A 23582-nucleotide genomic window follows, 5' to 3' on the forward strand; every position below is an offset into this window, starting at 1 on the left:
ACCCGACATGACGCTCGCCCAGCCCGACCGCGAGATCTGGTTTCTCACCGGCAGCCAGTCCCTCTACGGGGATGAGACCCTGGCCCAGGTCGCCGACCAGTCACGGGTCATCCGCGACACCCTCGCGGACCAGCCGCAGATGACCGTGCGCCTCGTCTGGAAGCCGGTCCTCACCGACGCGGCCGCCATCCGCCGGGTCTGTCTGGAGGCGAACGCCGATGACCGCTGTGTCGGCCTCATCGCCTGGATGCACACCTTCTCCCCGGCCAAGATGTGGATCTCCGGCCTCGACGCCCTGCGCAAACCGCTGCTGCACCTGCACACCCAGGCCAACCGTCAACTGCCCTGGTCCACCATCGACATGGACTTCATGAACCTGAACCAGGCCGCCCACGGCGACCGCGAGTTCGGCTTCGTGCAGACCCGCCTCGGCGTCCCCCGCAAGACCGTGGCCGGTCACGTCACCACCCCCGAGGTCGTCGACCGCATCGCCGGCTGGGCGCGCGCCGCCCTCGGCCGCGCCGAGCTCTCCGGCCTCAAGCTCGCCCGCTTCGGCGACAACATGCGCGACGTCGCCGTCACCGAGGGCGACAAGGTCGAGGCCCAGCTGCGGTTCGGGGTCTCGGTCAACACCTACGGCGTCAACGACCTGGTCGACGCGGTCGACACCGCCGACGAGGACACCGTCACCGCGCTCGTCAAGGAGTACCAGGACCTCTACGCCCTGGCCCCCGAACTGCGGCCCGGCGGTGAACGCCACGACTCCCTGCGCTACGCCGCCCGCATCGAGGCCGGGCTGCGCGCTTTCCTCACCGAGGGCGGCTTCCACGCCTTCACCACCAACTTTGAGGACCTCGGCGGACTGCGCCAGCTGCCCGGGCTCGCCGTGCAGCGCCTGATGGCCGACGGCTACGGCTTCGGCGGCGAGGGTGACTGGAAGACCTCGGTCCTGCTGCGCACCCTCAAGGCCATGGCCCACGGGCTGCCCGGCGGCACGTCCTTCATGGAGGACTACACGTATGACCTGACGCCCGGTCAGGAACTCATCCTCGGCGCCCACATGCTGGAGGTGTGCCCCTCGCTCACCACGGCGACCCCGGCCTGCGAGATCCACCCCCTCGGCATCGGCGGCCGGGAGGACCCGGTCCGGCTGGTCTTCGACGCGGCCCCCGGCCCCGCCGTCGTCATCGGGCTCGCGGACATGGGGGACCGGTTCCGGCTCGTCGCCAACCACATCGACGTCGTCACCCCGCCCGAGCCGCTGCCGAAGCTGCCTGTCGCCCGCGCCGTTTGGCGGCCCAGCCCCGACCTGCGTACCTCCACCGAGGCATGGCTGACCGCCGGAGCACCGCACCACACCGTCCTCACCACCGCGCTCGGCGGTGAGGAGCTGGAGGATCTCGCAGAGATGCTGCGCACCGAACTCGTCGTCATCGACCCGGACACCACTATCCGCCGATTCACCCGCGAACTGCGCTGGAACCAGGCCTACCACCGTCTGGCCCAGAGCCTGTGACCGCCGCCGACACCTCCACCAGGACGGAGCCCACCGTGGCCGGGACCGTATCGAAAGAGCTGCGCCGGGAAGTACTCGAAGCCAACCTCCGCATCCCCCGGGCCGGGCTCGCCACCCTCACCTGGGGCAACGTGAGCGGCGTCGACCGGGAGGCCGGCGTCTTCGTCATCAAGCCGTCGGGGGTCTCCTACGACGCGTTGGGCCCCGACGACCTCGTCGTCGTCTCGCTGGCGGACGGGAGCGTCGTGGAGGGCCGGCTGCGCCCGTCCACCGACACCGAGACCCATCGCAGCCTCTACCTGGCGTTTCCTTCGATCGGCGGGGTGACCCACACCCACTCCACCCACGCCGTCGCCTTCGCCCAGGCCCGGCGCGCGATACCGGTGCTCGGCACGACCCACGCCGACACCTTCAACGGGCCCGTCCCCGTCTCCGCCGCCCTCACGCCCGAGCAGTGCGCCAAGGACTACGAGTACAACACCGGGCAGGTGATCGTGGACCTCCTGGAGGGCGACGACACCCGGGCCCGGGAGGTGCCCGGCGCCCTGGTCGCCCACCACGGCCCCTTCACCTGGGGCGCCGACGCCACCAAGTCCCTGGAGCACGCGATCATCTGCGAGGCGGTCGCGGAGATGGCTCTGCACACTATCGCCCTGGGCACGGTCGTACCTCCGCAGCACCTGCTGGACCGCCACTTCACGCGTAAGCACGGCCCGGACGCCTACTACGGCAACCCCGGGGCCGCGTAACACCACCGCACAGCACCCGTGCCCGGGCCTCGCACACCGTGTGCGGGACCCGGGCACAAGTCGTTGCACGATGTCGAACGTGGCGTCCACGCGACCGACCGCGGTGGTGATCCCGTCGGTGCGCAGCCCGAAGAAGTCCGCCGTCCCGTCGTTCCGCACGAGCCGGACCACCGAGTCCCGCTGCCTGAGGTAGTACCCGGGATACTTCACCGACTCGAACGACACCGTGCCCGAACCGCTCAGGGCGGCCCGCAGCCGCCACTGGGCGTCCTGGAACGGATCGAAGGGCAGCTCACCGATGCGCCCCTCGAAGTTCTCGTGCCGCCGTACCGGGCGAGGAGCCGGTCCCGGTCAGCCGCGGTGATAGGACGGACCGTGTCGTGCTTCGCGTTCAGCGGAGCCGTGTACGACTGCCGGCCGGCCTGCGACCACTGCCCGGACACCAGGTCGCCCTCCCACAGGCCGAACCGCGCGTCGGGGCAGAACGTGTCGCCCCACAGCCTCCGGGCCGACCCGGAAGCGTGTGCCCGGACGGTTCATCGGTCAGCCCGTCACCCGGAAGGTGGCGTCGCTGCGCCCGGTGGGGTCGGCGATGGGGTCGAGCCGCAGCTGGAACGCGTAGTGCCGGAGATACCGGTCGGGCGCGTCGTACGACTGGAAGGATGCCTGGGCGGCGTCGGCCAGCCCGGCGACCCGCCGGAACGTCGCGGACTGCGCGAAGGCGGCGGTGCCGTCGTTCAGGGCGAGACGGACCTCCTGGCCGGCGTGCCGGAGGTAGTACCCGGGGTAGTTCACGGACTCGAAGGAGACCGTGCCGGAGCCCGCGAGGCCGGGCCTGAGGCGGAACTGCGCGTCCTGGGCCGGGCTCACGCTCGCGTCGATGCGCACCCCGAAGTTCCGGTGACGCACATAGCGGTCCGGGTAGTTGGCCGACTGCAGCCGCTGCGCGGGCGTGGCCGCCCAGCGTGCCTGTACGCGGCTCTCCTCGGCGGCGGTCAGGTTGAGGATCGAGCCGTGCCGCTTCTTCACCCCGCCCAGGTCGTAACTGCCCGCCGGCGGAAGCCGGAACGCACCGGGGCCGGACGGGTCGGACGTGAGCGTCGGCAGGTAGCCGCGGCCCGCAGCGTACTGGTCGAGGTACAGCGCCCACTCGCCGCGGTCACCGAACTTCATCCACATCGGACCCTCGACTTGGGAACCGGTGAGACCGATGCCGGAGAGGTTCCCCAGCGTGGTCCACTTCCCGAGGACGGAGTCGCTGCCCTCCAGGGTGATCTGGCCGTCGCCCGAGGCACGTACGTAGCGGTAGTCACCGGTTCCCGCGGGCACCTCGACGATCTGCGTGTCGATGATGCCCTGGGTGCCGGGGCGGTCGATGTAGAGCTGCGGCGCGGTGACCGAATGGAAATCGGTGGTCCGGGCGTAGTAGATGCGGTGCTTCAGAACGCCGTTGAGGGTGGCGTTCGTCGCCCAGTACAGGACGTAGGAGCTGGACTGCGGGTCCCAAATGGCCTCCGGCGCCCACGCGTTGCGGCCGTCGGAGATGGCACCGGCGACATTGAGCAGCCTCGGCGCCGACCAGGTGGCCAGGTCGGTGGACTCCCATACGACGAGGTTGCGGCTCCCGTTGTTCTGGGCATCGTCCCACGACTGGCCGCACCCGATGCACAGGTCCGTGGCGATGATCCAGTACCGGCTGCCGTCGGGGGAGCGGACCAGCGAGGGGTCCCGGACCCCGCGCGTCCCGACGGTCGAACGCAGGGCCATGCCACCGCCGTTGAGGTCGTTCCAGTGCAGGCCGTCCGTGCTGTGCGAGAAGTAGATCTGTTGGCCCTCGCTGCCCTCACCGATGAAGTGGGTCATGAGGTATCCCGGAGCGGCGGCGGCGGCCCGCTGGGGCGGGGACATGACGTGTGCGACGAGAAGGAGGCAGACGGCGACCAGGGTCGTCGCCAGCCGTGTGCATACCGCGCGCATTGCTTCTCCTGTCTGTCGTGCGGGTGCGATGGGTGGAAGCGGCCGTGGTCAGCCGCGCTGCCACCGGAAGGCGGCGTGGGCCGCTCAGGTGCGTTGTTCGAGAGGTGCGGCGTCGGCGGTGGACGCATCGGCGCCGGCCAGGCATTTGCCGCTGTGGCGGGGGACGAGCCGGAAGCGGCCGTCGTACGGCACCCGGCGGAACTGCTGGTGGCGCCCCCGTGACACCGCCACTGCACCACCTGGGCGCCCTCCGCCGTGGACCGGTCGCGCACGTCCAGATGGTCAGCGGCCCTTCCACGGCATGGTCATCAGGTAGTAGTAGTCCTGGTAGTACGTCATGTGCGGATGGGGGCCGCTGCTGTTCAGGGGGCTGGTGACGGGGGCGGCGTCGGCCGCGTGTGCCTCGTTCACCGGTGCCCACGCCGCCACCATCAGGCAGGTGGTGGCGATCAGGGCCGTCGGCAGGGACGTCAGCCGGTGGTGCGAATGCCGTGCGGGGCCGCGTAAACCGGCGGCCGTTGGTATGCGCGAGCGCATGGACGGTCTCCTCGTCGGTCAGAGGGTCGGCACGACCGGGTTGATGGAGCCGTTGGCGGCGAACGTCAGCCGGTCCAGGGCGACTTCACGGTTGGTTCCGTTGCCGGCCGGCACGGCGAAGCGGTGGTACGCGATGTACCAGGTGTCGGCGTCCGGTGCCTTGACGACGGAGTGGTGGCCGGTCCCCTTGATGCCGTCCCCCAACCGCTTCTGCAGGATGACGCCGCGCCGGGTGAAGGGGCCGAGCGGAGACGTACCGGTGGCGTAGGCGACCTGGTAGTTCTCGTCCCGGGTGTCGTTCTCGGACCACATGAAGTAGTAGACGCCGTCGCGCTCGAACACGAACGACGCCTCGCGGTAGCCGCTGGGCGTGATCGTGCGCACGGAGGCCGGATCGAACGAGGTCATGTCGGCGTTGAGCGGCACGACGTGGGCGGTGCCGTTGCCCCAGTAGAGGTAGGACCGTCCGTCGGTGTCGGTGAACACCATGGGGTCGATGGCCTGGCCCGCGTACGAGCCGGACGTGATGAGCGGTTTGCCCAGCGCGTCCCGGAACGGGCCGGTGGGGGAGTCGGAGACGGAGACCCCGAGGTGCTTCCCGGTGTCCCCGGTGGCGGCCCCGCCGCTGAAGTACAGGTAGTAGCGGCCGTTCTTGGCCACCACGGCGGGCGCCCAGGCCGAGTTGTCCGCCCAGGAGACGTCGGGTCCGAGGTCCAGGATGGTGCCGTGGGCGGTCCAGTGGACCAGGTCCGTCGAGGAGAACGCCTGGTAAAGGGGGGAGGCCCAGGACGCGTAGCCGTCCGTGGTCGGATACAGGTAGTACGTTCCGCCGAACCGGGTGAGGTGGGGGTCGGCGTACAGGCCCGGGATGAGGGGCCCCTTCGTGGTCTTGGGGCTCCACGGTTCGGTGAGCCGGAACGTGCTGTCGGCCTTGAACTGCGCGGTCGACTCGTTCGGGTCCAGCCACAGGCCGAAGTCGCGGTGGCGCAGCCGCCGGTCCGGATAGTTGTACGAGGCGAGCGTGACGGTGTCCGTCGTCGACCCCTCGGTGGGGCAGAACGTCGCGTCCTGGCGGAACGTCGGAGTGCCCGTGTTCGCCTCCAGGCGCACCCGCCGGTCCCGGTGGCGCAGGAACAGGCCGTCGGTGGCCTGGAAGGAGTAGCACGCGGGCGAGGCCAGTCCGGGGATCACGGTGAAGGTGGCGTCCTTCTTGTCCTGGGTCCCGGATGCGGACGTGACGGGGGCGATGCCGGCCAGCCCGTCGGCCTGGCGGACATACCGGCCCGGGAAGTTGAGCGACTCCAGCGAGTGGGCCCCGGTGGGCAGGGGCGCGGCCGCCGCCCGGGCGGGCGAGGGCTGGAGGGTGGCGGCGAAGAGAGCGGGCAGAAGTGCGAGTACTCGTCCTCGGTGACGCATCGGTTCTCCTGATCTCGGAGGTGGGGGAGAGAACGCGTTCGATGGGATGCGGAAGCCGGGCCCACCGGCCAGTTGTTAGCGATAACACTGACCGGCGACCAGAAGTTTCCCCTATGTCCGGGGGCGTGGGGCGTGGCGGAACCGGGGTGCGGCCGGCACCTCTTCCGTACGGTGCTCGGGAGGCGATACGGAAGAGGGCTGTGACGTGCGAGCCCGCCCAGGGGTGCGTCCCTGGGCTTCGGAGTTCCGTCAGTATGGGGGGGTGTTTGCGCTCACATCAATACGCGCGGCACGGATTGATGTGAGCGCCGGTGGCCCGGCTCAGCGGCCGATCGGTGCCCGCACGCTCTCGCGCCGGACGAGATCCGGGGTGATGACGGGCTGGGCGCCCTTCGTCTCGGCGCCGTTCATCAGGCCGAGCAGGAGGTCGAGCGTGGTGGTGGCCACTGCGCCGAAGTCCTGGTGCACGGTCGTCAGCGGCGGCGAGTAGTACGCCGACTCCGGCACGTCGTCGAATCCGACGATGCTGACCTGCTCAGGGACCGAACGCCCCCGCTCGGTCATGGCCCGCAGGGCGCCGAGGGCCTGGTGGTCGTTGGCGGCGAACACCGCGGTGACGTCGGGCATGCGCGCCAGCATCTGCCCTGCGCGGTACCCGGAAGCGGCGGACCAGTCACCCGTGCTGACCGGCGGCACCTCCGCACCGGCCTCCTGGAGCGCCCGGCGCCACCCGCGGATGCGGCCGGCCGCGTCGAACCAGTCCGGCGGGCCAGAGATGTGCCACACCGTCTCGTGGCCCGCCTCCAGCAGGTGCTGCGTGGCCTGGTGGGCGCCGTGCTCCTGGTCGACGGCTACCATCGGCGCGCCGCGCTCGGGGTCGCCGTCGATCGTGACCAGGGGGACTTCGGCGGGCGCCCCGGCCAGCGCCTCGTCCGCCGAGGCCGTGGGCGCGATGACCACGATCCCGGCCACCCGCTCGTCGCGGTGGCGCTCGACGGCGGCGGTGATCGAGGCCGGGCCCAGCTCGGGCACCCGGTGCACGCTCACCGCGAAGCCCTGGCGGGCGGCGGCGATCTCGAACGCGGCGAGGAGCGAGGAAGGACCGTAGAGCGTGGAGTTCTGTGCGATGACGCCGATCAGCTGGGACCGCCCGGTCACCAGGGCGCGCGCCGCGCGGTTGGGCCGGTAGCCCAGCTCCTTGACGGCCGCGAGCACCCTCAGGCGGGTCTGCTCGCGCACGTTGGGGTGGCTGTTGAGCACCCGGGACACCGTCTGATGGGACACGCCCGCGAGCCGCGCGACATCGGTCATCGCGGGTTCCCGCACCACTGGACTCGTCGCCGTGGCGTCCTCCACATCCATCTCCTTCTGACGGTGGCCGCCCCGCTCCGGCCGCCGACCGGAGACGCGGGTGATCCGCATGGAACGTTCAATCTACGCCCCGGCCAAGGTACGGCCCCGCGGCGCGGTGGTCATCGCCCGGCTTTCCTTCTGCCCAGGATCATAGTGAGCGCTAACACTTGCATTCATAACTAGCCCGCCCCGATGCCGAATTGTGGTTCCCCCAGGGGTTGACGCCGCAAATGTGAGCGCTCACTGTTGACGCCCGTGGCCCCCGATCGCTCGAGGTCGGGGGCAGGGACGCACGGATCACGATGGAGGACGACGCTGTGTTCAAGAAAATTGCGATGGTCGGCTGCGCCCTGGCCCTGGCCACGTTGACGGCCTGCGGGAGCGGCGACGGCGGCGGGTCCAAGGGGTCCGGCGGCGACAAGCTGGTCATGGGCTTCGCCCAGGTGGGCGCAGAGAGCGGCTGGCGTACCGCCAACACCAAGTCGGTGCGTGAGTCCGCCAAGAGCGCCGGTGTCGAGCTGAAGTTCTCCGACGCGCAGCAAAAGCAGGAGAACCAGATCAAGGCCATCCGCTCCTACATCCAGCAGAAGGTCGACGTGATCGCCTTCAGCCCGGTGGTGGAGACGGGCTGGGACGCCGTCCTGCTGGAGGCCAAGCGCGCGAAGATTCCGGTGATCCTCACGGACCGGGCCGTCGACTCCTCGGACAAGTCGCTGTACAAGACGTTCCTCGGCTCCGACTTCGTCGAGGAGGGCCGCAAGGCCGGCAAGTGGCTGACGGAGAACACCGACGGTCCGGCCAAGGTCGCCGAGATCCAGGGCACCACCGGCGCCGCCCCCGCCATCGACCGGCAGAAGGGCTTCAGGGAGGCCGTCGCCGGCAAGCCCGACATCAAGATCGTGGCCTCGCAGAGCGGTGACTTCACCCGGGCCGGCGGCAAGCAGGTCATGGAGGCGCTGCTGAAGTCGCACCCCGACATCAACGTCGTGTACGCCCACAACGACGACATGGGCCTCGGCGCCATCGAGGCGATCAAGGCGGCCGGCAAGACGCCCGGCACCGACATCAAGATCATCACGGTGGACGCGGTCAAGGCCGGCATGCAGGCCCTGACGGACGGCGAGATCAACTACATCGTCGAGTGCAACCCGCTCCTCGGCGACCAGCTGATGGACCTGGCGAAGAAGGTCGTCAAGGGCGAGGAGGTCCCGGAGCGCGTGGTCACCGACGAGACCGCCTTCACCTCGGAGCAGGCGGCCAAGGTCCTCAAGCACCGGAAGTACTGACAGGCGCCGCGGCCCCGCCACCGGGACGGGTGGCGGGGGCGCTCCTCCCTTGACGAAAGCACGGGTCATGACCGATTCCCCAGCGGCCGGCGCCAGCCCGGTCGTCGACATGCGCGGCATCACCGTAGAGTTCGCCGGCGTCAAGGCGCTCGCGGGCGTCGACTTCCGCCTGTTCCCCGGTGAGGTGCACGCCCTCATGGGCGAGAACGGTGCGGGTAAATCCACCCTGATCAAGGCCCTCACCGGGGTCTACCGGCCGACGGCCGGCACCATCCGGCTGAAGGACGAGCCGGTCGAGTTCACCACCCCCGGCCAGGCGCAGGGTGCCGGAATCAGCACCGTTTACCAGGAGGTCAACCTCTGCCCGAACCTGTCGGTGGCCGAGAACATCCTGCTCGGCCACGAACCGCGCAGGCTTGGCGCCATCGACGGCAGGGCCATGAGAGCCCGCGCCGCGGAACTCCTGGCCCGGATCGGTCTGACCATCGACCCGGCCTCCGTACTGAGCAGCCACTCCATCGCCGTGCAGCAACTGGTGGCGATCGCCCGGGCGCTGGTGGTGGACGCCCGGGTACTGGTCCTGGACGAGCCGACCTCCAGCCTCGACAGCGACGAGGTCGAGGAGCTGTTCCGGATAGTCCGGGTGCTGCGCGACGAAGGCGTGGCGATCCTGTTCGTCTCGCACTTCCTCGACCAGGTCTACGAACTGTCGGACCGGATGACCGTGCTGCGCAACGGCACGCTCGTGGAGGAGTACCTGCCCCAGGACCTCGACCGCATGGGCCTCGTGTCGGCGATGCTGGGCCGCGAGCTCGGCGTCCTCTCCGAGGTCGAGCGCCGCTCCGAGGAGCGGGCACCGGGCAGCTCCCCGGTGCTGGTCGCCCGCGGCCTCGGCCGGGCCGGCGCGATCGAGCCGTTCGACCTGGAGATCCACGAGGGCGAGGTAGTGGGCCTGGCCGGTCTGCTGGGGTCCGGTCGGACCGAACTCGCCCGGCTGCTGTGCGGCGCCGATCGCGCCGACAAGGGCACGCTCTGCGTCGACGGGGAGACGGTCCGGCCCCGGGGGCCGCGCTCGCTCATCGCCAAAGGCGTCGCCTTCTGCTCCGAGGACCGCAAGGCCGAGGGAGTCGTCGCCGACCTGAGCGTCCGCGACAACCTGATCCTCGCCACCCAGGCCTCCCGGGGCTGGGCGCGGCCGGTGCCCCGCCGCACCGCCGAGGCGATGGTCGCCGAGTACATCGAGCGGCTGGACATCCGCCCCGCCGACCCGGACGCCGTGATGGGCAACCTGTCGGGCGGCAATCAGCAGAAGGTCCTGCTGGCCCGGTGGCTGGTGACCCGGCCCCGGCTCCTCATCCTCGACGAGCCCACCCGCGGCATCGACGTCGGCGCCAAGGCACAGATACAGAAGGTGGTCGCCGAACTGGCGTACGAGGGCATGGCGGTGCTGTTCATCTCCGCCGAACTGGAGGAGGTGGTACGGGTGTCCGACCGGGTCGTGGTCCTGCGGGACCGGCACAAGGTGGCCGAACTGTCCGGCGGGGACGTCTCCGTGGACTCCGTCATGTCGGCCATCGCGGCCGATGCCCACAGCGAAGTGGCGGTGGCCTCGTGATCCGCGGACGTCTGCTCTGGCCGCTGATCGCACTCGCCGGCCTCCTCCTGCTCAACGTCGTCTTCACGCACTCCTTCCTGGCCCTGCGCATCCAGGACGGCCACCTGTACGGCAGCCTCGTCGACATCCTGCGCAACGGCGCCCCGACCATGCTCATCGCGGTGGGCATGACCCTGGTGATCGCCACCCGCGGCATCGACCTCTCCGTGGGCGCGGTCGCCGCCATCGCCGGGGCCATCGGCTGCACCTGGATCGCCGACGGCGGGGACGTCCCGACCGCGATCCTCCTCGCCCTGGCCGTGTGCGTGCTGCTCGGGTTGTGGAACGGCTTCCTGGTCTCCGTACTCGGCATCCAGCCGATCATCGCGACCCTCGTCCTGATGACCGCCGGACGCGGTGGCGCGATGCTGCTCACCGAGGGCCAGATCGTCACCGTCAGCAGCTCGGCGTACCGGCAGATCGGCGCGGGCTTCCTCGTCCTGCCGATCGCGATCCTGATCAGCCTCGTGGTCCTCGGCGGGGTCGCCCTGCTGACCCGCCGCACCGCTCTCGGGATGCTGATCGAGGCGGTGGGCGCCAACCCCGAGGCCAGCAAGCTGGCCGGAGTGCGCTCCCGCACGATCACCTGGACCGTGTACGTGTTCGCCGCGTTCTGCGCGGGCGTGGCCGGCCTGATGATCAGCTCCAACGTCAGCGCCGCGGACGCCAACAACGCGGGCCTGTGGATCGAGATGGACGCCATCCTGGCGGTCGTGATCGGCGGCACCTCGCTCGCCGGCGGCCGCTACTCGCTGGGCGGCACCCTCGTCGGCGCGCTCGTGATCCAGACCCTGACCACCACCGTCTACACCATCGGCGTACCAACCAACGTGACCCTGCTGTTCAAGGCGGTCGTCGTGATCACCGTGTGCCTGCTGCAGTCACCGCGCATGGCACACATCATCGGCGGCCTTCGCAAGACCTCCGTAACCGCACCCCGATCCCAGAAGGTGGCCGCCGGATGAGCACATCGGCCCTCGCGTCCGTACGACCGCGCCTTCCTCAGCGTTTCCTGCCCGTCGTCGCGACCCTCGTGGTGTTCGCGGTGACCTTCGGGGTCGGCTCGGTGCGTTACCAGGACTTCGCCTCCGGCCAGGTGGTGGCGAACCTCTTCATCGACAATGCCTTCCTCATTGTGCTCGCCGTGGGCATGACCTTCGTCATCCTCACCGGCGGCATCGACCTTTCCGTGGGCGCCGTCGCCGCGCTGTCCACCATGATCGCCGCGTCCGCGCTCCGGGCGGGCTGGCCGCCGCTGCTGTCCGTGCTCGCCGTGCTCGTCGGCGGTACGGTCCTCGGCCTGCTGATGGGCCTGGTCATCCACTACTTCGACGTGCAGCCGTTCATCGTCACGCTGGCGGGGATGTTCCTGGCCCGGGGGCTGTGCTTCCTCATCAGCGTCGAGTCGGTGTCCATCAACGACCCGGCCTTCCGCGACTTCGCCACCGGGACGATAGTGCTGCCCGGGGACGTCACGGTCACCTACAGCGTGCTCGTCGCCCTGGCCGTGGTGGCGGCGGCGGTGTACGTCCTCCACCTCACCCGCTTCGGCCGCACGGTCTACGCAGTCGGGGGCAGCGAGACCTCGGCGCGGCTGATGGGGCTGCCCACCACGAGGGCCAAGGTGGGCGTCTACGCGGTGAGCGGCTTCTGCTCGGCCCTGGGCGGCCTGCTGTTCGCTCTGTACATGCTCTCCGGCTACGGCCTCCACGCGGTCGGCATGGAGCTGGACGTCATCGCCGCCGTCGTGATCGGCGGCACCCTGCTGGCCGGCGGGGTCGGCTATGTGGCCGGCTCGATGGCGGGTGTGCTGGTCCTCGGCACCGTACAGGCGCTGATCTCCTTCGAGGGCACCCTCAGCTCCTGGTGGACCAAGATCGTCATCGGCGCCCTGCTGCTGGCCTTCATCGTCCTCCAGCGCGTCATCGTGCGGCAGCCCCGGTAGCCCGCCCGACGTGCACGCACGTCCGTGAAACAGCGAGGAACAGCGCATCCGCCCCACCGGACCACCCTCACCCGACGACGAGACGAGGAGCGCACACCATGACCTCAGCACTCTCCCGGCGCACCCTGCTGCAAGCCGCGGTGTTCACGGCGGCCGCACCCGCCATCGGCATAGCCCTCCCGCCGACGGCGGCCGCCGCACCCCTCGCGGCGGCTGCCCCGGCCCTCCCCGTGCCGTCCGCCTGGACGGTTCGCCCCTTCGCCCTCCAGGACGTCACACTCGGCTCCGGACTCTTCGCCGATAAGCGGCAGTTGATGCTCGACCACGCCCGCGGCTACGACGTGAACCGGCTGCTCCAGGTCTTCCGCGCCAACGCCGGCCTGGCGACCGGTGACGCCGTCGCACCCGGCGGCTGGGAGGGGCTGGACGGCGAGGCCAACGGCAACCTGCGCGGCCACTACACCGGCCATTTCCTCACCATGCTCTCCCAGGCGTACGCAAGCACCGGTGACACCGCCCACGCGGACAAGATCCGCACCATGGTCGGCGCGCTGACCGCCGTACACGAGGCGCTGAGCCGCGAGCCCCGCATGCTCGCCGTCCCCGGAAAGTTCGGCACCGGGCAGGACAACGTCCGCGGCTCTCACCAGTACGTGGACCTGCCCGACACCGTCCTCGGCACCGGGACCGCGCTCACCCTCTCCGCCTGGATCAGGCCCACCCACGCGGACAACTGGGCCCGGATCGCCGACTTCGGCAACGACACCACCCGCTATCTGTACCTCGCGGTCCGCGACGCGAAGGGCCTCCCCCGGTTCGCGATCACCACCAACGGCCCGGCCGGCGAACAGTCGCTCACCGGAACCGCCGCGCTGCCCCTGAACCAGTGGAGCCACCTCGCTGTCACCATCGGCGGCAACACAGGCACGCTGTACGTCAACGGCGCGGCCGTCGCCCGCAACACCTCGATGAGTCTCAACCCGGCGGCCCTCGGCGCCCTCGCCGACCACTGGCTCGGCCGCTCCCACTTCGCCTCCGACCCCGTGTTCGCGGGCGCCTTCGACGAGTTCAACCTCTGGTCCAGGGCGCTGACGGCGGCCGAGATCACCTCCCTCCAGTCCCGGCGGGCACCCGAAACCGCCGCCGGGCGCGGCAACCTCGCCTCGTACGACTTCTACGAGACCACCGGCGGCACCTTCACCGACGCCTCGGGCCGCGGTCTGAACGCCACCCTCCGCCGCACCTGGGGCGCCCCCAGCCACCTGGGCTTCCTCGCCGCCTATCCGGAAACCCAGTTCATCGAGCTGGAATCGATGACAACCGGCAACTACACAAAGGTGTGGGCCCCGTACTACACCGCCCACAAGATCCTGCGCGGCCTGCTGGACGCCCACGTCGCCATCGGTGACGCACGCGCCCTCGACCTCGCCTCCGGGCTCTGCGACTGGATGTACTCCCGGCTCTCCAAGCTGCCGGCGGCCACGCTGCAACGCATGTGGGGCATCTTCTCCAGCGGCGAGTTCGGCGGCATCGTCGAGGCGATCGTCGATGTGCACTCCCTCACCGGAAAGGCCGAACACCTGGCGCTGGCCCGGCTGTTCGACCTCAACCGGCTCATCGACGCCTGCGCCGCGAACACCGACGTACTCGACGGCCTGCACGCCAACCAGCACATTCCGATCTTCACCGGCTACGCCCGGCTGTACGACGCCACCGGCCACGACCGCTACCTCACCGCCGCCAAGAACTTCTGGGACATGGTCATCCCGCACCGCATGTACGGCATCGGCGGCACGAGCCAGGGCGAGTTCTGGAAGGCCCGCGACGTCATCGCCGGCACGATCAGCGCCACGACCGCCGAGACCTGCTGCGCGTACAACCTGCTCAAACTGAGCCGCACGCTGTTCTTCCACGACCAGAACCCGAAGTACATGGACTACTACGAGCGCACGCTTCACAACCAGATTCTGGGCTCCAAACGAGATCAGGCCGACGCCGAGAAGCCGCTCGTCACGTACATGATCGGCCTGTCGCCCGGCCATGTCCGCGACTACACCCCCAAGCAGGGCACCACCTGCTGCGAGGGCACCGGCATGGAGAGCGCCACCAAATACCAGGACTCCGTCTACTTCGCCCGGGCCGACGGCAAGGCCCTCTACGTCAACCTCTACAGCGCCTCCACCCTCACCTGGGCGGAACGCGGTGTCACCGTCACCCAGACCACCGACTACCCGCGCGAACAGGGCACCACCCTCACCATCGGCGGCTCCACCGCCGCCTTCGACCTCAAACTGCGGGTGCCCTCCTGGGCCACCGCCGGATTCCGGGTCACCGTCAACGGCACCGCCGTCGGCGGCACACCGACCCCCGGCAGCTACCTCACCGTCAACCGCACCTGGACCAAGGGCGACGTCGTCAAGGTGACGATCCCCTTCCGGCTCCGGGTGGAGAAGGCCCTGGACGACCCCACCCTCCAGACCCTCTTCTACGGCCCCGTCAACCTGGTCGGCCGCCACTCCTCGACCACGTACCTGTCGGCAGGCCTCTACCGCAACGCCGCACTCTCCGGCGACCTGCTCCCCTCCCTCACACCGGTGTCCGGCAAACCTCTGCACTACACGCTGGGCGGCGTCGAATTCGCCCCCTTCCACGAGGGCACCACCGACCCGACCCACGCCTATGTCCGGCGCACCGAACCCCGCCTGGTCTTCGGCGGCACGGACTCGGGCGTCGCCAACCCGGCCCGCGCGGACGGCACCACGCTGCTGGACGAGATCTGGTCGGCCGCGCCGTTCACCTCCAAGGACGCCCTGGTGAACCGGGTCCGGACGACGGTGAACAGCTGGGTCTCCGCGGGCCTGCTCGGCCAGGCGGACGGGCAGAAGGCCTTGACCACCGCGCAGAACGCGTCGTACGTGGCCTGATCCGCCTCTCGTCAGCGGGTGTCCGCCGCCGCTCCGAGTGTGGGGGAGGCCGTGAACAGCGCCTGGACGGCGGCGGTGACCCGGGCGGCGACCACCTCGGGGGTGGAGGCGTCCAGCTTGCCGTCCAGGTGCAGGAACGCCAGGCCGTGGACGAGGGCCCACACGGTCGTCGACAGCGCCTCCTGGTCCGCGCCGGGGGAGGCGGCGCGCACGATGCCGCGCACGTCCTCGGAAAGGGCGGCCGTCGCGGCGACCCGCTCCTCACTGGCCGGGTCGCACGGCTCGGCGAACACCGCCCGGAAGAGGGCCGGGTGCTCCAGGGCGAACCGTACGTAGGCGACGACGATGGCTGCCATGTCGTCCGGCGCCGACGGGGCGGGGTAGGCCGCCGCCAGGGACTCCGCGAGCTCGCGGTACCCCTCCGCGGCGACCGCGGAGATGAGCGCCTCGCGGTCCGCGTAGTGGCGGTAGGGGGCCGTGGCTGAGACGCCGGCCCGTCGTGCGACCGCGCGCATGGACAGGGCCGCGCTGCCGTCCTCCTCCAGCAGTTCACGGGCCGCACGCAGGCAGGCGGCACGCAGATCACCGTGATGCTACGTGCTGGTCTGTGCCATGGGTCCTTCTCGGTCTTCCGGTGCGTCCGCTGCGCGCAATCGGTGTAAATGGTGCATACATCCAAGGGGATTCCGGCCCGGAAGCGGAACGCCGGCGGCTGGCTCCCGCTGTTGTTGACGGTGCTCACATTGGGTCGACGGTTATGTGTACGCCGCTTACATGGGAGTGAGGAGGGCCGTCATGTCCCCGTCCGCCCCGCAGCAGGACACCGTCGCCGTCGAGCTGGGAGGCCGCGAGGTCTGTGTCCCCCAGGGGGCCTGTACGACAGGTACCGGATGAACCCCGACCTCGACGTGATCGCCCGGGACCCACGCGTCGGCGCAGTGGACTTCTTCCGGAAGCCCCCCCAAGATCCGAGTCGGGATCGGGGCGTTCGCGGTGTCGCCTTGGGTGGTGAAGAGTTCGAGGAGCTGGTGCAGGCCGTCGAGGTCGTCGGTGATCCGGGCCCGGGCTAACAAGTTGCCCTCGTGGTCGACCAGGGCGACGTCGTGGTGGTCGCTGGCCCAGTCGATTCCGCAGGTGCCGGTCATCGCGTCGTGTTTGTCCTCTCGGGCGGGGGCGGGCTGCTGGTCGCAGCCGGGCGGGGGCACGCGTCTCCCTAATGGAAGGACTCGATGGCCCTGCATCCGATCAGCCGTTCGTGACCCCAGCGGCCCGCAGGGCCCTCGGTCTGCTCCAGAGATCGGCGGCTCCAGGCGTGGTGAGAGGTGACCCCTGTGGGTGGCTCGGACCACAAACCTCAACGATCCGATCATCGGACTGGATGCGGTCGCCGTACGAGCTCGTGACGCTGGACGGTCCCGGAGGCCGAGTCTTGTCCAAGGGATCCAAGTCCCTGGGGGTGTGTGCGGCTTCTCCGGCACCGACCACCGACACGAGGACGATGCGGGGCCCGCAGTCTCTTTCAGGGCCTCGATTGGGCCGGGTGGGCCTGGCGGTGCCCCGCATCACTGCCCATTAGGGTGGGCCTCCAGGAGTATCTCGATCCGCCCCGCCAGCAGTTTCCGCTGGTCAAGGACGGCGGCCAGGGAGCCGGCCAGGCTTGGGACGATCAGTGCGGCCGCCTCGGTGCCGGGCACCACCACCGTCTGCTCGTCCAGAGCGGTGAAGATGTCCTCGACCAGACGCTCGGCCATCCTCGGGGCCTTCGGCCGTAACAGCGTGACCAGGCGGCGCCGTCCGGCCTTGCGAATCTGGGCCGGTGACCCGAACCGTTCCAGCAGCGTGAGGACGGCCGGGTGCTGCAACCGCGGCCCCAGCACCCGCTCCAGCGACGGATGGATCTGGGTCAGCAGGCCATGGAGCCGGTTCGCGACCCTGGTGGCTTCGCCGGCCAGGTCATCGTCGAAGCCGACGATCATCTCCAGCTCGGCGATCGTCTCGTCCTCGCCATCGATCGCCCGCAACGTGTGAGGCATCGCGCGGGCCGCGTCCGCGATGATGAATGCGTCCCTCGCATCCGTTTGGGCCTCGCCTGGGTAGAGGTCGGCGATCCGCCGCATCGTCAGGCCGGGCAGGTAAGCGACCGGGCAGCCCATGTCCCGGGCGACTGCCAGCGGCAGGGCTCCGATCGAGGCCGGCTGGTCGACCACGACGAGCACCGTTCCGTGCTTGGCCTGCAGTTTCGCGAACAGCTCGCGGAGCTTGGGCTCGGTATTGGGCAGCCGTTTGTCGAAGACCTTCTTCCCGGCCGGGGTGATAGCAGTGGCGTGGTGTTCGCCCTTGCCGACGTCCAGGCCGAGGAAGACGTCGATGGTGCTGGTGTCGATCACGTGCAGGCCCCTCCATCAGGCTTTCGTCCGGCCTTGCCTCGGCACCGAGCTGCCACATCCGACGTTTTCCGTTACGTCGAGGTCGAGTACAACGGCAGCCGGCTCCGTCGGCACCCCGACTACGGGTACGTCACCCCGCTCGAAACGAGATCCTTGCTCAGGCAGAATCTCCCCCCGGCAGCGTAAACACCTGCTGTCCAGTTCGCGGGGGGAACTTCACCCCGGAACACCTTGACCAGACCGTCCAGCGCGGCCTATGGCACATCCGCACCGCAGTTATCTCATAGACGGCCGTCTCACCGAGACAGGTCTTACCATCCGACCTGCTATCAGTAGCACGCCATCCGGAGTGCAACCTCAGCAGTAATCGCAACCTACGCCCGCACCTACGTTTACGTTGCGGGCCATCACCGTGCTTCCAGGCCATTGACTTGATCTGCGCAACAGTCCTAGCCTGGCGGCAGTATACCGAACGTTGTTCGAAATGTCGAACGAAGAGGGTTTGGGTTAATGAGAAGTGCGCGGTCCTGCCAAGTTCACGGCTTTCGGCGCTCCCCGGCCGATACATTCCGACGGTCGGCGAGGGGCACCCGATGAGCGCCGCCGTACTGGTCACGAGGCCGGGAGTGCACAAGCTGGTGACGCAAGGGGCTGCCCCCCTGGGCGCGTCCGAGGCGTTGGTGCGGATTCACAGCAATGGCCTCTGCCACAGTGACGCGGACATCCTGAGCGGAACACGACCGAGCGACTACGTGCGGTATCCGCTCATCCCGGGCCACGAGTGGTCGGGTGTCGTGGAAGGAGTCGGCTCGGAGGTGAGTGACGAACTCGTGGGGCGGAAGGTGGTCGGTGAAAGCATTCGGGGGTGCGGCGCCTGTGTACGGTGCCGTGCTGGCGAGAACACGTTGTGTCTGGCGGGATATGAAGAGACCGGATTCACGAAGTCGGGAGGCCTGGCCGAAACGGTGGTGGTGCCAGTGAGGTGCCTGCATGTGCTGCCCGATGACGCCGACCTGGCAGCCGCGGCTTTGCTGGAACCAGCCGCGTGTGCGATGGCTGCCGTGCTTAAGGCTAGCGTCCTTCCTCATGAAAGCGTCATCGTTATTGGGGACGGTGTGCCCGGGCTGCTGGTCGCCCAGCTCCTGACTGGATCGGGCGCGCGCAGGGTGACAATTGCCGGCTCGGGCGGTCGCCGACAACTGGCCCTACAGCAAGGTGCGGCCGCCTATGTTTCTCCTGGTGAGTCAATAGCTCGGCAATACGACGTCGCCATCCATACTGCGGGAGACGCTGGCTCTGCCAGCCTACCCCTGCTGTCACTGCGCCCGGGCGGCCGACTTATCTGTACAAATAGCGCGCTTGCCCCGCTCAGTCCGTCGGAGATCGTGAGATCGCAGCTGACAGTCCAATCAGTGTTCGGTGCGTCATCGCAGGCCTGGGCGTTCGCGGTGACCGCATTTACATCGGGCGAGCTTATGACGAGTCACCTGATTACGCACACGTTCGCTCTGGATGCCTATGGCGAAGCCGTCGGACTCGTGTACTCCGGCGACCCAACTGTGGGCAAAGTACTGCTGCGACTAAATGAGCCCCTTCCAACCTGGGAGGGCGCCAATCGGTAAATGTTTAGCGTGAGGTTGCGAGTGTTGGGACACTTCGTCGGTGACCGGTTCTGCACTGCCTCAACTGCTCCGCCCTCGCGCCCTGAAGCCCGGAGATCTCGTCGTTATCGCATCGCTGTCCGCGCCGCTCCACGCTGCTTACGAGCCTGACCTCGAGCAGGCGGTGGTCGTGCTCGAGCGGATGGGATTCCGCGTGCTTCGGGCACCGCTCCTCGAAGCAGGGCGGCACCACTGGTGGAGCGCGAGTCGGCCGGCGGAGATCGCCGAGGAGTTCAATGGGCTACTGCGTGATCCTGAGGTGCGCGCGATCATCGCGCATGACGGCGGCCAGACGGTGCTCGGCTACCTCGACCTGATCGACGTTGAGGCGATCGCGGCCGACCCCAAGCCGATCCTCGGCTACAGCGACATCTCACTGCTGCATCTGGTGCTCTACGCGCGCACAGGTCTAGTCGGATTCCACGCCGACGTGGCCACCACCGGACTCGGCAGGCACTGGCAGGCCGCGCCAGCAGCACGCAGAGCGGAACTCGAAAAGCTCTACTCGACGCTGCTGACCGGCGCCGAGGCGATCGGTGCGCTGCCAGCCACCCCGTCGTGGGAGTGCTGGCGTGCCGGTCGCACCGAAGGCCGGCTGATCGGCGGGCTGCTCAATCGCATCGCGCTGGCGCAGGCCACACGTTTCGCGCTGCCGCTCGAACGGTTCGACGGCGCGGTGCTCTTCTGGGAGGAGGCGGGCAGCCAGGCATCGCATGTGTGGAGCTATCTGCAGGTACTGCGGCACTCCGGCATCCTCGACCACATCTCCGGCATGGTCGTGGGCGTCCCGCACGCCATCGGCGGACTCGACTCGTCCGACACGTCCCCGACCCTCCCCGAGCTGATTCTCGACGTCCTCGGCGACCGCGACATCCCCGTCCTGGGCAACGTCGAGTTCGGACATGCCGGCCCGAATCTGCCGATGCCGGTCGGCATCCGCATCGGCCTCGATGCGCAGCAGCGGACTCTGTCGCTGCTCGAGCCGGCGGTACGGCCTCTCATGGCGAGGGGATCGGTCGGCTGAGCAACGCGGAGTACCGCGTCTCGGCACTTTCGGTGCGGAGCGCCGGCGACTGGGAGCCCTCAACCGCAACGGTGCGCTCCAGCACGTGCCCGTGTCGAAGGGAGCGGCGGTAGGTGGACTGAATGAGCAGTGTTCAACCTGACGGGTGGTTGCACGGACCCCCGGCGGCGGGCATGGAGAAAGTTCCTGGTAGACGGGCTCACGACCAAGATCACCAGACTGCCAGGAGCTTCGCGTGCTTGTCTACCCGTCCGTATCGATCTGTCCAGCCGCGCCCTGCAGCACCTCTCCGGTCTCCTCGCAGGTCACCGTCGTCGGATCGGCTCGCCTTACCTGTGGCCGGCAGGCCCTGCTCGTCCTGGCCCACCTTCGCTGCGGTGACACCTACGCCCGCCTCGCAGCAGATTCCGCATAGGGATCGCCACGGCCTACCGCTACATACGCGAGGCCGTCGACCTCCTGGCCGCCCTCGCGCCCTCGCTGGAGCAGGCCATGACGACCGTGAGGAAGAGGGCGTATGTGATCCTGGACGGCACCGTGCTGCCGATCGACCGCATCGCCGCCGACCGCCCGTACTACTCGGGGAAGAAGGAGCACCACGGGATGAACGTGCAGGTCCTCGCGGATCCCGCCGGCCGTCTGATCTGGGTCTCGGACGCGCTACCCCGAGCTATGCACGATCTGACCGCGGCCCGGACCCACGGCATCCCCGACGCTCTCGCCGTCGATGACATCAAGTGCTGGGCGGACAAGGCGTATCAGGGGGCAGGTCCTGGTGTCCGTGTTCCGTTCCGGGGCAAGAATCTGCGCGGCTGGCGTCGGCGTCACAACCGCGATCACGCCAAGATCCGCAGCCTCGGCGAACGCGCCATGACCATCCTCAAGTGCTGGCGGCTCCTGCGGAAGCTCCGCTGCAGCACCACCCGGATCACCGCCGTCGTCCGAGCCGTCGTCGCCCTCGAACTCGCCACCTGATCAAGATGGAAAAGGCTCAGTGGTCGAGCGGCCTTTTGTAAGCGGCGGTGGCGGCTTCCTGGTCGTTCGCCTGGTTCACCCCCGGTGCCGGAGGAGCGACCGCCGAGTCCTGAGGCGGGCGGGCGGGGGTGGTCCGAGGAAGACTCAAACGGACGTTGCGTAGGGCTGGTGTCGCGTCTCGGTAGGGCGGCTACAGGTTGTCAGTCGACGACTTCCGGACCGCCTGACGGGGAGTCAGTAAAGTGAGCAACCAGTGAGCATCAGTCCTCAAAAACCTGGGGAAGCTGACCGAACTTGCGACTCGCTGTAAGATAGGGAAACAGCACTTGACCTGCAAAAACGCAGGCAGGAAGCCTAGCCCGGGAGTAGCTCCATGATGCGCACCATGTTCAAGTCCAAGATCTAGCTATTTGGCGTCGCCGCAGGTCAGGGGCATCATGTGCCCCCCTCAGGTCAGCAAACGGTCAGCATGCGTCCCGGACGTGTCTGCGCTTGCTGACCTGCGACCGGCAGTGCGGCGCCTGAGCATGATCTTGGGCTGGAACGGATGGTGCGACACATGGCCCGACAGCTCGCCCGCGGCATGGGGTCCTTCTTCAAGGACTGCGGCTGCGCGAAGCCGACCCGCTGCCCTCACCCGTACTCGATCCGTTTTCGGGACGCGCTCGGCAAGCAGCGCGAGGAGTCCGGTTACGGCACGCAGGACGATGCGATCGAACGCCTCACACAGCTGTATGCAGAGAAAAAGACCACGGCTCCTTCGGTGGCGGCGGCCCGCCGAGAACTGGGGCAGCAGACGGTCGAGGAGTACGCGAAGCAGTGGCGTCCCCGGCAGCGCAAGATGACGGATTACTCCACGGGGGAGCACGTCGACAGCTCGATCAACGTACATATCGTCCCACGTCTGGGATCGCGGAAGCTGAACTCGGTTACACCGATGGTGGTCGAACGCTTCCTGGACGAGATGGAGAGCGACGGCGTCGGCCGGGGAAACCAGGTGAACATATTTCGAGTCCTTAAGACCGTCCTGCGGGACGCCTACACCAAGGGGGCCATGGCGGAAGACCCGGTGAAAGGGATCCAGGAGCCCGAATACGTTCGGTCAACGGTTGCCATTCCCTCTCTCACCTACGTGACGAAAGCACTGGCCGCTGCCGATGAGGACCTGGCGCTGGAGATTGTCATGATGGCGGGATGCGGCCTGCGCAACGGTGAGGCGCGGGCGGTGAACGTCAACAACATCGTCGCGCAGGACGTGTACCGGGTGCGCGAGCAGATCCACTCCAACACGCTGAAGCCGGCGAAGCTGAAGCACCGCAAGACGGGGGAGTTCCGCGAGGTGCCCCTGCCCCGGTCGGTCCGGGAGGCGATCGAGCGGTTCGCGGAGACGCACGGCACCACGAAGGACGGCTACCTGCTGCGCGGCCCGGGCGGCTACTTCACCGAAGGCATGGAGCGGCGGCGGGTGAAGAAGCTCTTCACGGGCCTCCCGCCGGAAGAAGGGGTGGGGATGTACGGCTTCCGGCACTACTTCGCCTCGAACGCCCTCGGCAATGGCATACCCATCACTGATGTGGCGGAGTGGATGGGCCACAAGTCCATCGAGGAGACGTACCGCACCTACCGGCACCTGATGCCGGGCAGCATCACCAAGGCCGCCCGGATCCTCGACGCCGGCCTCTGGGAAGCAGCCTGATTTCCGGCTTCGAGGGAACAGCAGGTTCTTCGTCTGCTGGTGGTACACGGTCCGCACGGCTGTTGACCAGTGGAAACGTGTCTCTTGGTGGTCTTCAGCGGAGCTTGGTCCGGGAATGGCCCGGATCTTAGCCGAGGCCCGGCCGCACTTGGGAAACGACACATCGTCGATCACCTACACCTGTGGCGCGATCACTTCCGACAGCCGCCGGGCGATCCGCCGCCGCACCGGCAACGGATCCCACGGCGACTGATTCACGAACTGCTGCAGGGCCTGCATGTTCCCGTCCGGCAGCCGCTCGGCCATCGGCTGGGTCGACTTACGCCGACCGTCCAGCATCAGGCCCCGCAGAACAGGCACCCCACCGCCGCTGATCCTGCCGCGGCAACGAACCGAACACATCACCCACGAACTCCGCCAACTCACCCCGGAGCCGCTAGACGTCCCCCAGTTTCACACCCTCAGGATTCCCACCACCAGGC

At 68.8% G+C, this 23582-nt stretch carries 14 protein-coding genes and 9 pseudogenes; 12 read left to right on the plus strand and 11 right to left on the minus strand.

Going from position 1 to position 23582, the window contains the following annotated elements:
- Positions 1-7 precede the first annotated feature (7 nt).
- Together araA and araD are read left to right on the plus strand one after the other, a co-directional pair.
- Positions 8-1516, plus strand: coding sequence for an L-arabinose isomerase (araA, locus tag AB0P41_RS30065; protein WP_365935247.1), 1509 nt, complete (start codon positions 8-10; stop codon positions 1514-1516).
- A gap of 35 nt (positions 1517-1551) precedes the next feature.
- Positions 1552-2265 carry an L-ribulose-5-phosphate 4-epimerase AraD gene (gene araD / locus AB0P41_RS30070; RefSeq protein ID WP_365935249.1) on the plus strand — a complete coding sequence of 238 codons (714 nt, stop codon included), beginning with the start codon at positions 1552-1554 and terminating at the stop codon, positions 2263-2265.
- A gap of 192 nt (positions 2266-2457) precedes the next feature.
- On the opposite strand, the pseudogene AB0P41_RS30075 reads toward araD, so the two are convergent.
- From AB0P41_RS30075 to AB0P41_RS30105, 7 genes and pseudogenes are all read right to left on the minus strand, one after another.
- A pseudogene (locus AB0P41_RS30075) lies at positions 2458-2565 on the minus strand (AbfB domain-containing protein); the annotation flags it as partial.
- A 243-nt stretch (positions 2566-2808) separates the two neighbouring features.
- Positions 2809-4242 carry a glycoside hydrolase family 43 protein gene (locus tag AB0P41_RS30080; protein WP_365935250.1) on the minus strand — a complete coding sequence of 478 codons (1434 nt, stop codon included), beginning with the start codon at positions 4240-4242 and terminating at the stop codon, positions 2809-2811.
- Positions 4243-4326: 84 nt separating this feature from the next.
- Positions 4327-4491: pseudogene (locus tag AB0P41_RS30085) on the minus strand (RICIN domain-containing protein); the annotation flags it as partial.
- 33 nt (positions 4492-4524) lie between these two features.
- Positions 4525-4779 (minus strand): hypothetical protein, encoded by a 255-nt coding sequence (locus tag AB0P41_RS30090; protein ID WP_365935252.1) that lies wholly within the window; start codon positions 4777-4779, stop codon positions 4525-4527.
- A gap of 18 nt (positions 4780-4797) precedes the next feature.
- Positions 4798-5661 (minus strand): annotated as a pseudogene (locus AB0P41_RS30095) (family 43 glycosylhydrolase); the annotation flags it as partial.
- A 42-nt stretch (positions 5662-5703) separates the two neighbouring features.
- A pseudogene (locus AB0P41_RS30100) lies at positions 5704-6195 on the minus strand (AbfB domain-containing protein); the annotation flags it as partial.
- Positions 6196-6516: 321 nt separating this feature from the next.
- Positions 6517-7617 (minus strand): LacI family DNA-binding transcriptional regulator, encoded by a 1101-nt coding sequence (locus tag AB0P41_RS30105; protein WP_365935254.1) that lies wholly within the window; start codon positions 7615-7617, stop codon positions 6517-6519.
- A 266-nt stretch (positions 7618-7883) separates the two neighbouring features.
- On the opposite strand from AB0P41_RS30105, the gene AB0P41_RS30110 reads away from it, so the two are divergent.
- From AB0P41_RS30110 to AB0P41_RS30130, 5 genes are all read left to right on the plus strand, one after another.
- The gene (locus AB0P41_RS30110) at positions 7884-8834 is read left to right on the plus strand and encodes an ABC transporter substrate-binding protein (protein ID WP_365935309.1); all 951 of its coding nucleotides are present in this window, start codon (positions 7884-7886) and stop codon (positions 8832-8834) included.
- Between the two features lie 67 nt (positions 8835-8901).
- Entirely contained in the window at positions 8902-10449 is a 1548-nt protein-coding gene (locus AB0P41_RS30115) for a sugar ABC transporter ATP-binding protein (protein ID WP_365935256.1), read from the plus strand.
- Positions 10446-11453 carry an ABC transporter permease gene (locus AB0P41_RS30120; RefSeq protein ID WP_365935258.1) on the plus strand — a complete coding sequence of 336 codons (1008 nt, stop codon included), beginning with the start codon at positions 10446-10448 and terminating at the stop codon, positions 11451-11453. The genes AB0P41_RS30115 and AB0P41_RS30120 overlap by 4 nt, the downstream gene beginning before the upstream one ends.
- Entirely contained in the window at positions 11450-12433 is a 984-nt protein-coding gene (yjfF, locus tag AB0P41_RS30125) for a galactofuranose ABC transporter, permease protein YjfF (RefSeq protein WP_365935259.1), read from the plus strand. The genes AB0P41_RS30120 and yjfF overlap by 4 nt, the downstream gene beginning before the upstream one ends.
- Before the next feature lie 98 nt (positions 12434-12531).
- Positions 12532-15357, plus strand: a complete 2826-nt coding sequence (locus AB0P41_RS30130; protein WP_365935261.1) for a beta-L-arabinofuranosidase domain-containing protein — start codon at positions 12532-12534, stop codon at positions 15355-15357.
- A gap of 11 nt (positions 15358-15368) precedes the next feature.
- Here AB0P41_RS30130 and AB0P41_RS30135 read toward each other — a convergent pair whose 3' ends face one another.
- Entirely contained in the window at positions 15369-15938 is a 570-nt protein-coding gene (locus AB0P41_RS30135) for a TetR/AcrR family transcriptional regulator (RefSeq protein ID WP_365935311.1), read from the minus strand.
- 214 nt (positions 15939-16152) lie between these two features.
- Here AB0P41_RS30135 and AB0P41_RS30140 point away from each other — a divergent pair.
- A pseudogene (locus tag AB0P41_RS30140) lies at positions 16153-16322 on the plus strand (acetoacetate decarboxylase); the annotation flags it as partial.
- 90 nt (positions 16323-16412) lie between these two features.
- Here AB0P41_RS30140 and AB0P41_RS30145 read toward each other — a convergent pair.
- Together AB0P41_RS30145 and AB0P41_RS30150 are read right to left on the minus strand one after the other, a co-directional pair.
- Positions 16413-16727 (minus strand): annotated as a pseudogene (locus tag AB0P41_RS30145) (hypothetical protein); the annotation flags it as partial.
- Positions 16728-16931: 204 nt separating this feature from the next.
- Positions 16932-17744 (minus strand): annotated as a pseudogene (locus AB0P41_RS30150) (IS110 family transposase); the annotation flags it as partial.
- Between the two features lie 593 nt (positions 17745-18337).
- Between AB0P41_RS30150 and AB0P41_RS30155 the strand changes: the two are divergent.
- The 4 genes and pseudogenes from AB0P41_RS30155 (at position 18338) to AB0P41_RS30170 (ending at position 23100) form a co-directional block, all read left to right on the plus strand.
- A complete protein-coding gene (locus AB0P41_RS30155) occupies positions 18338-19366 on the plus strand; it encodes an alcohol dehydrogenase catalytic domain-containing protein (protein WP_365935263.1) in 1029 nt (342 codons plus the stop codon).
- A 40-nt stretch (positions 19367-19406) separates the two neighbouring features.
- Positions 19407-20429, plus strand: a complete 1023-nt coding sequence (locus AB0P41_RS30160) for an LD-carboxypeptidase (RefSeq protein ID WP_365935265.1) — start codon at positions 19407-19409, stop codon at positions 20427-20429.
- A 235-nt stretch (positions 20430-20664) separates the two neighbouring features.
- Positions 20665-21404, plus strand: a pseudogene (locus AB0P41_RS30165) (transposase family protein).
- Positions 21405-21963: 559 nt separating this feature from the next.
- Positions 21964-23100, plus strand: coding sequence for a tyrosine-type recombinase/integrase (locus AB0P41_RS30170; protein WP_356715156.1), 1137 nt, complete (start codon positions 21964-21966; stop codon positions 23098-23100).
- A 177-nt stretch (positions 23101-23277) separates the two neighbouring features.
- Here the strand turns inward: AB0P41_RS30170 and AB0P41_RS30175 are convergent.
- Positions 23278-23500 (minus strand): annotated as a pseudogene (locus AB0P41_RS30175) (transposase); the annotation flags it as partial.
- Positions 23501-23582 lie beyond the last annotated feature (82 nt).

Origin of the sequence: Streptomyces sp. NPDC079167 (assembly GCF_040686735.1) — a bacterium.
GTDB lineage: Bacteria > Actinomycetota > Actinomycetes > Streptomycetales > Streptomycetaceae > Streptomyces.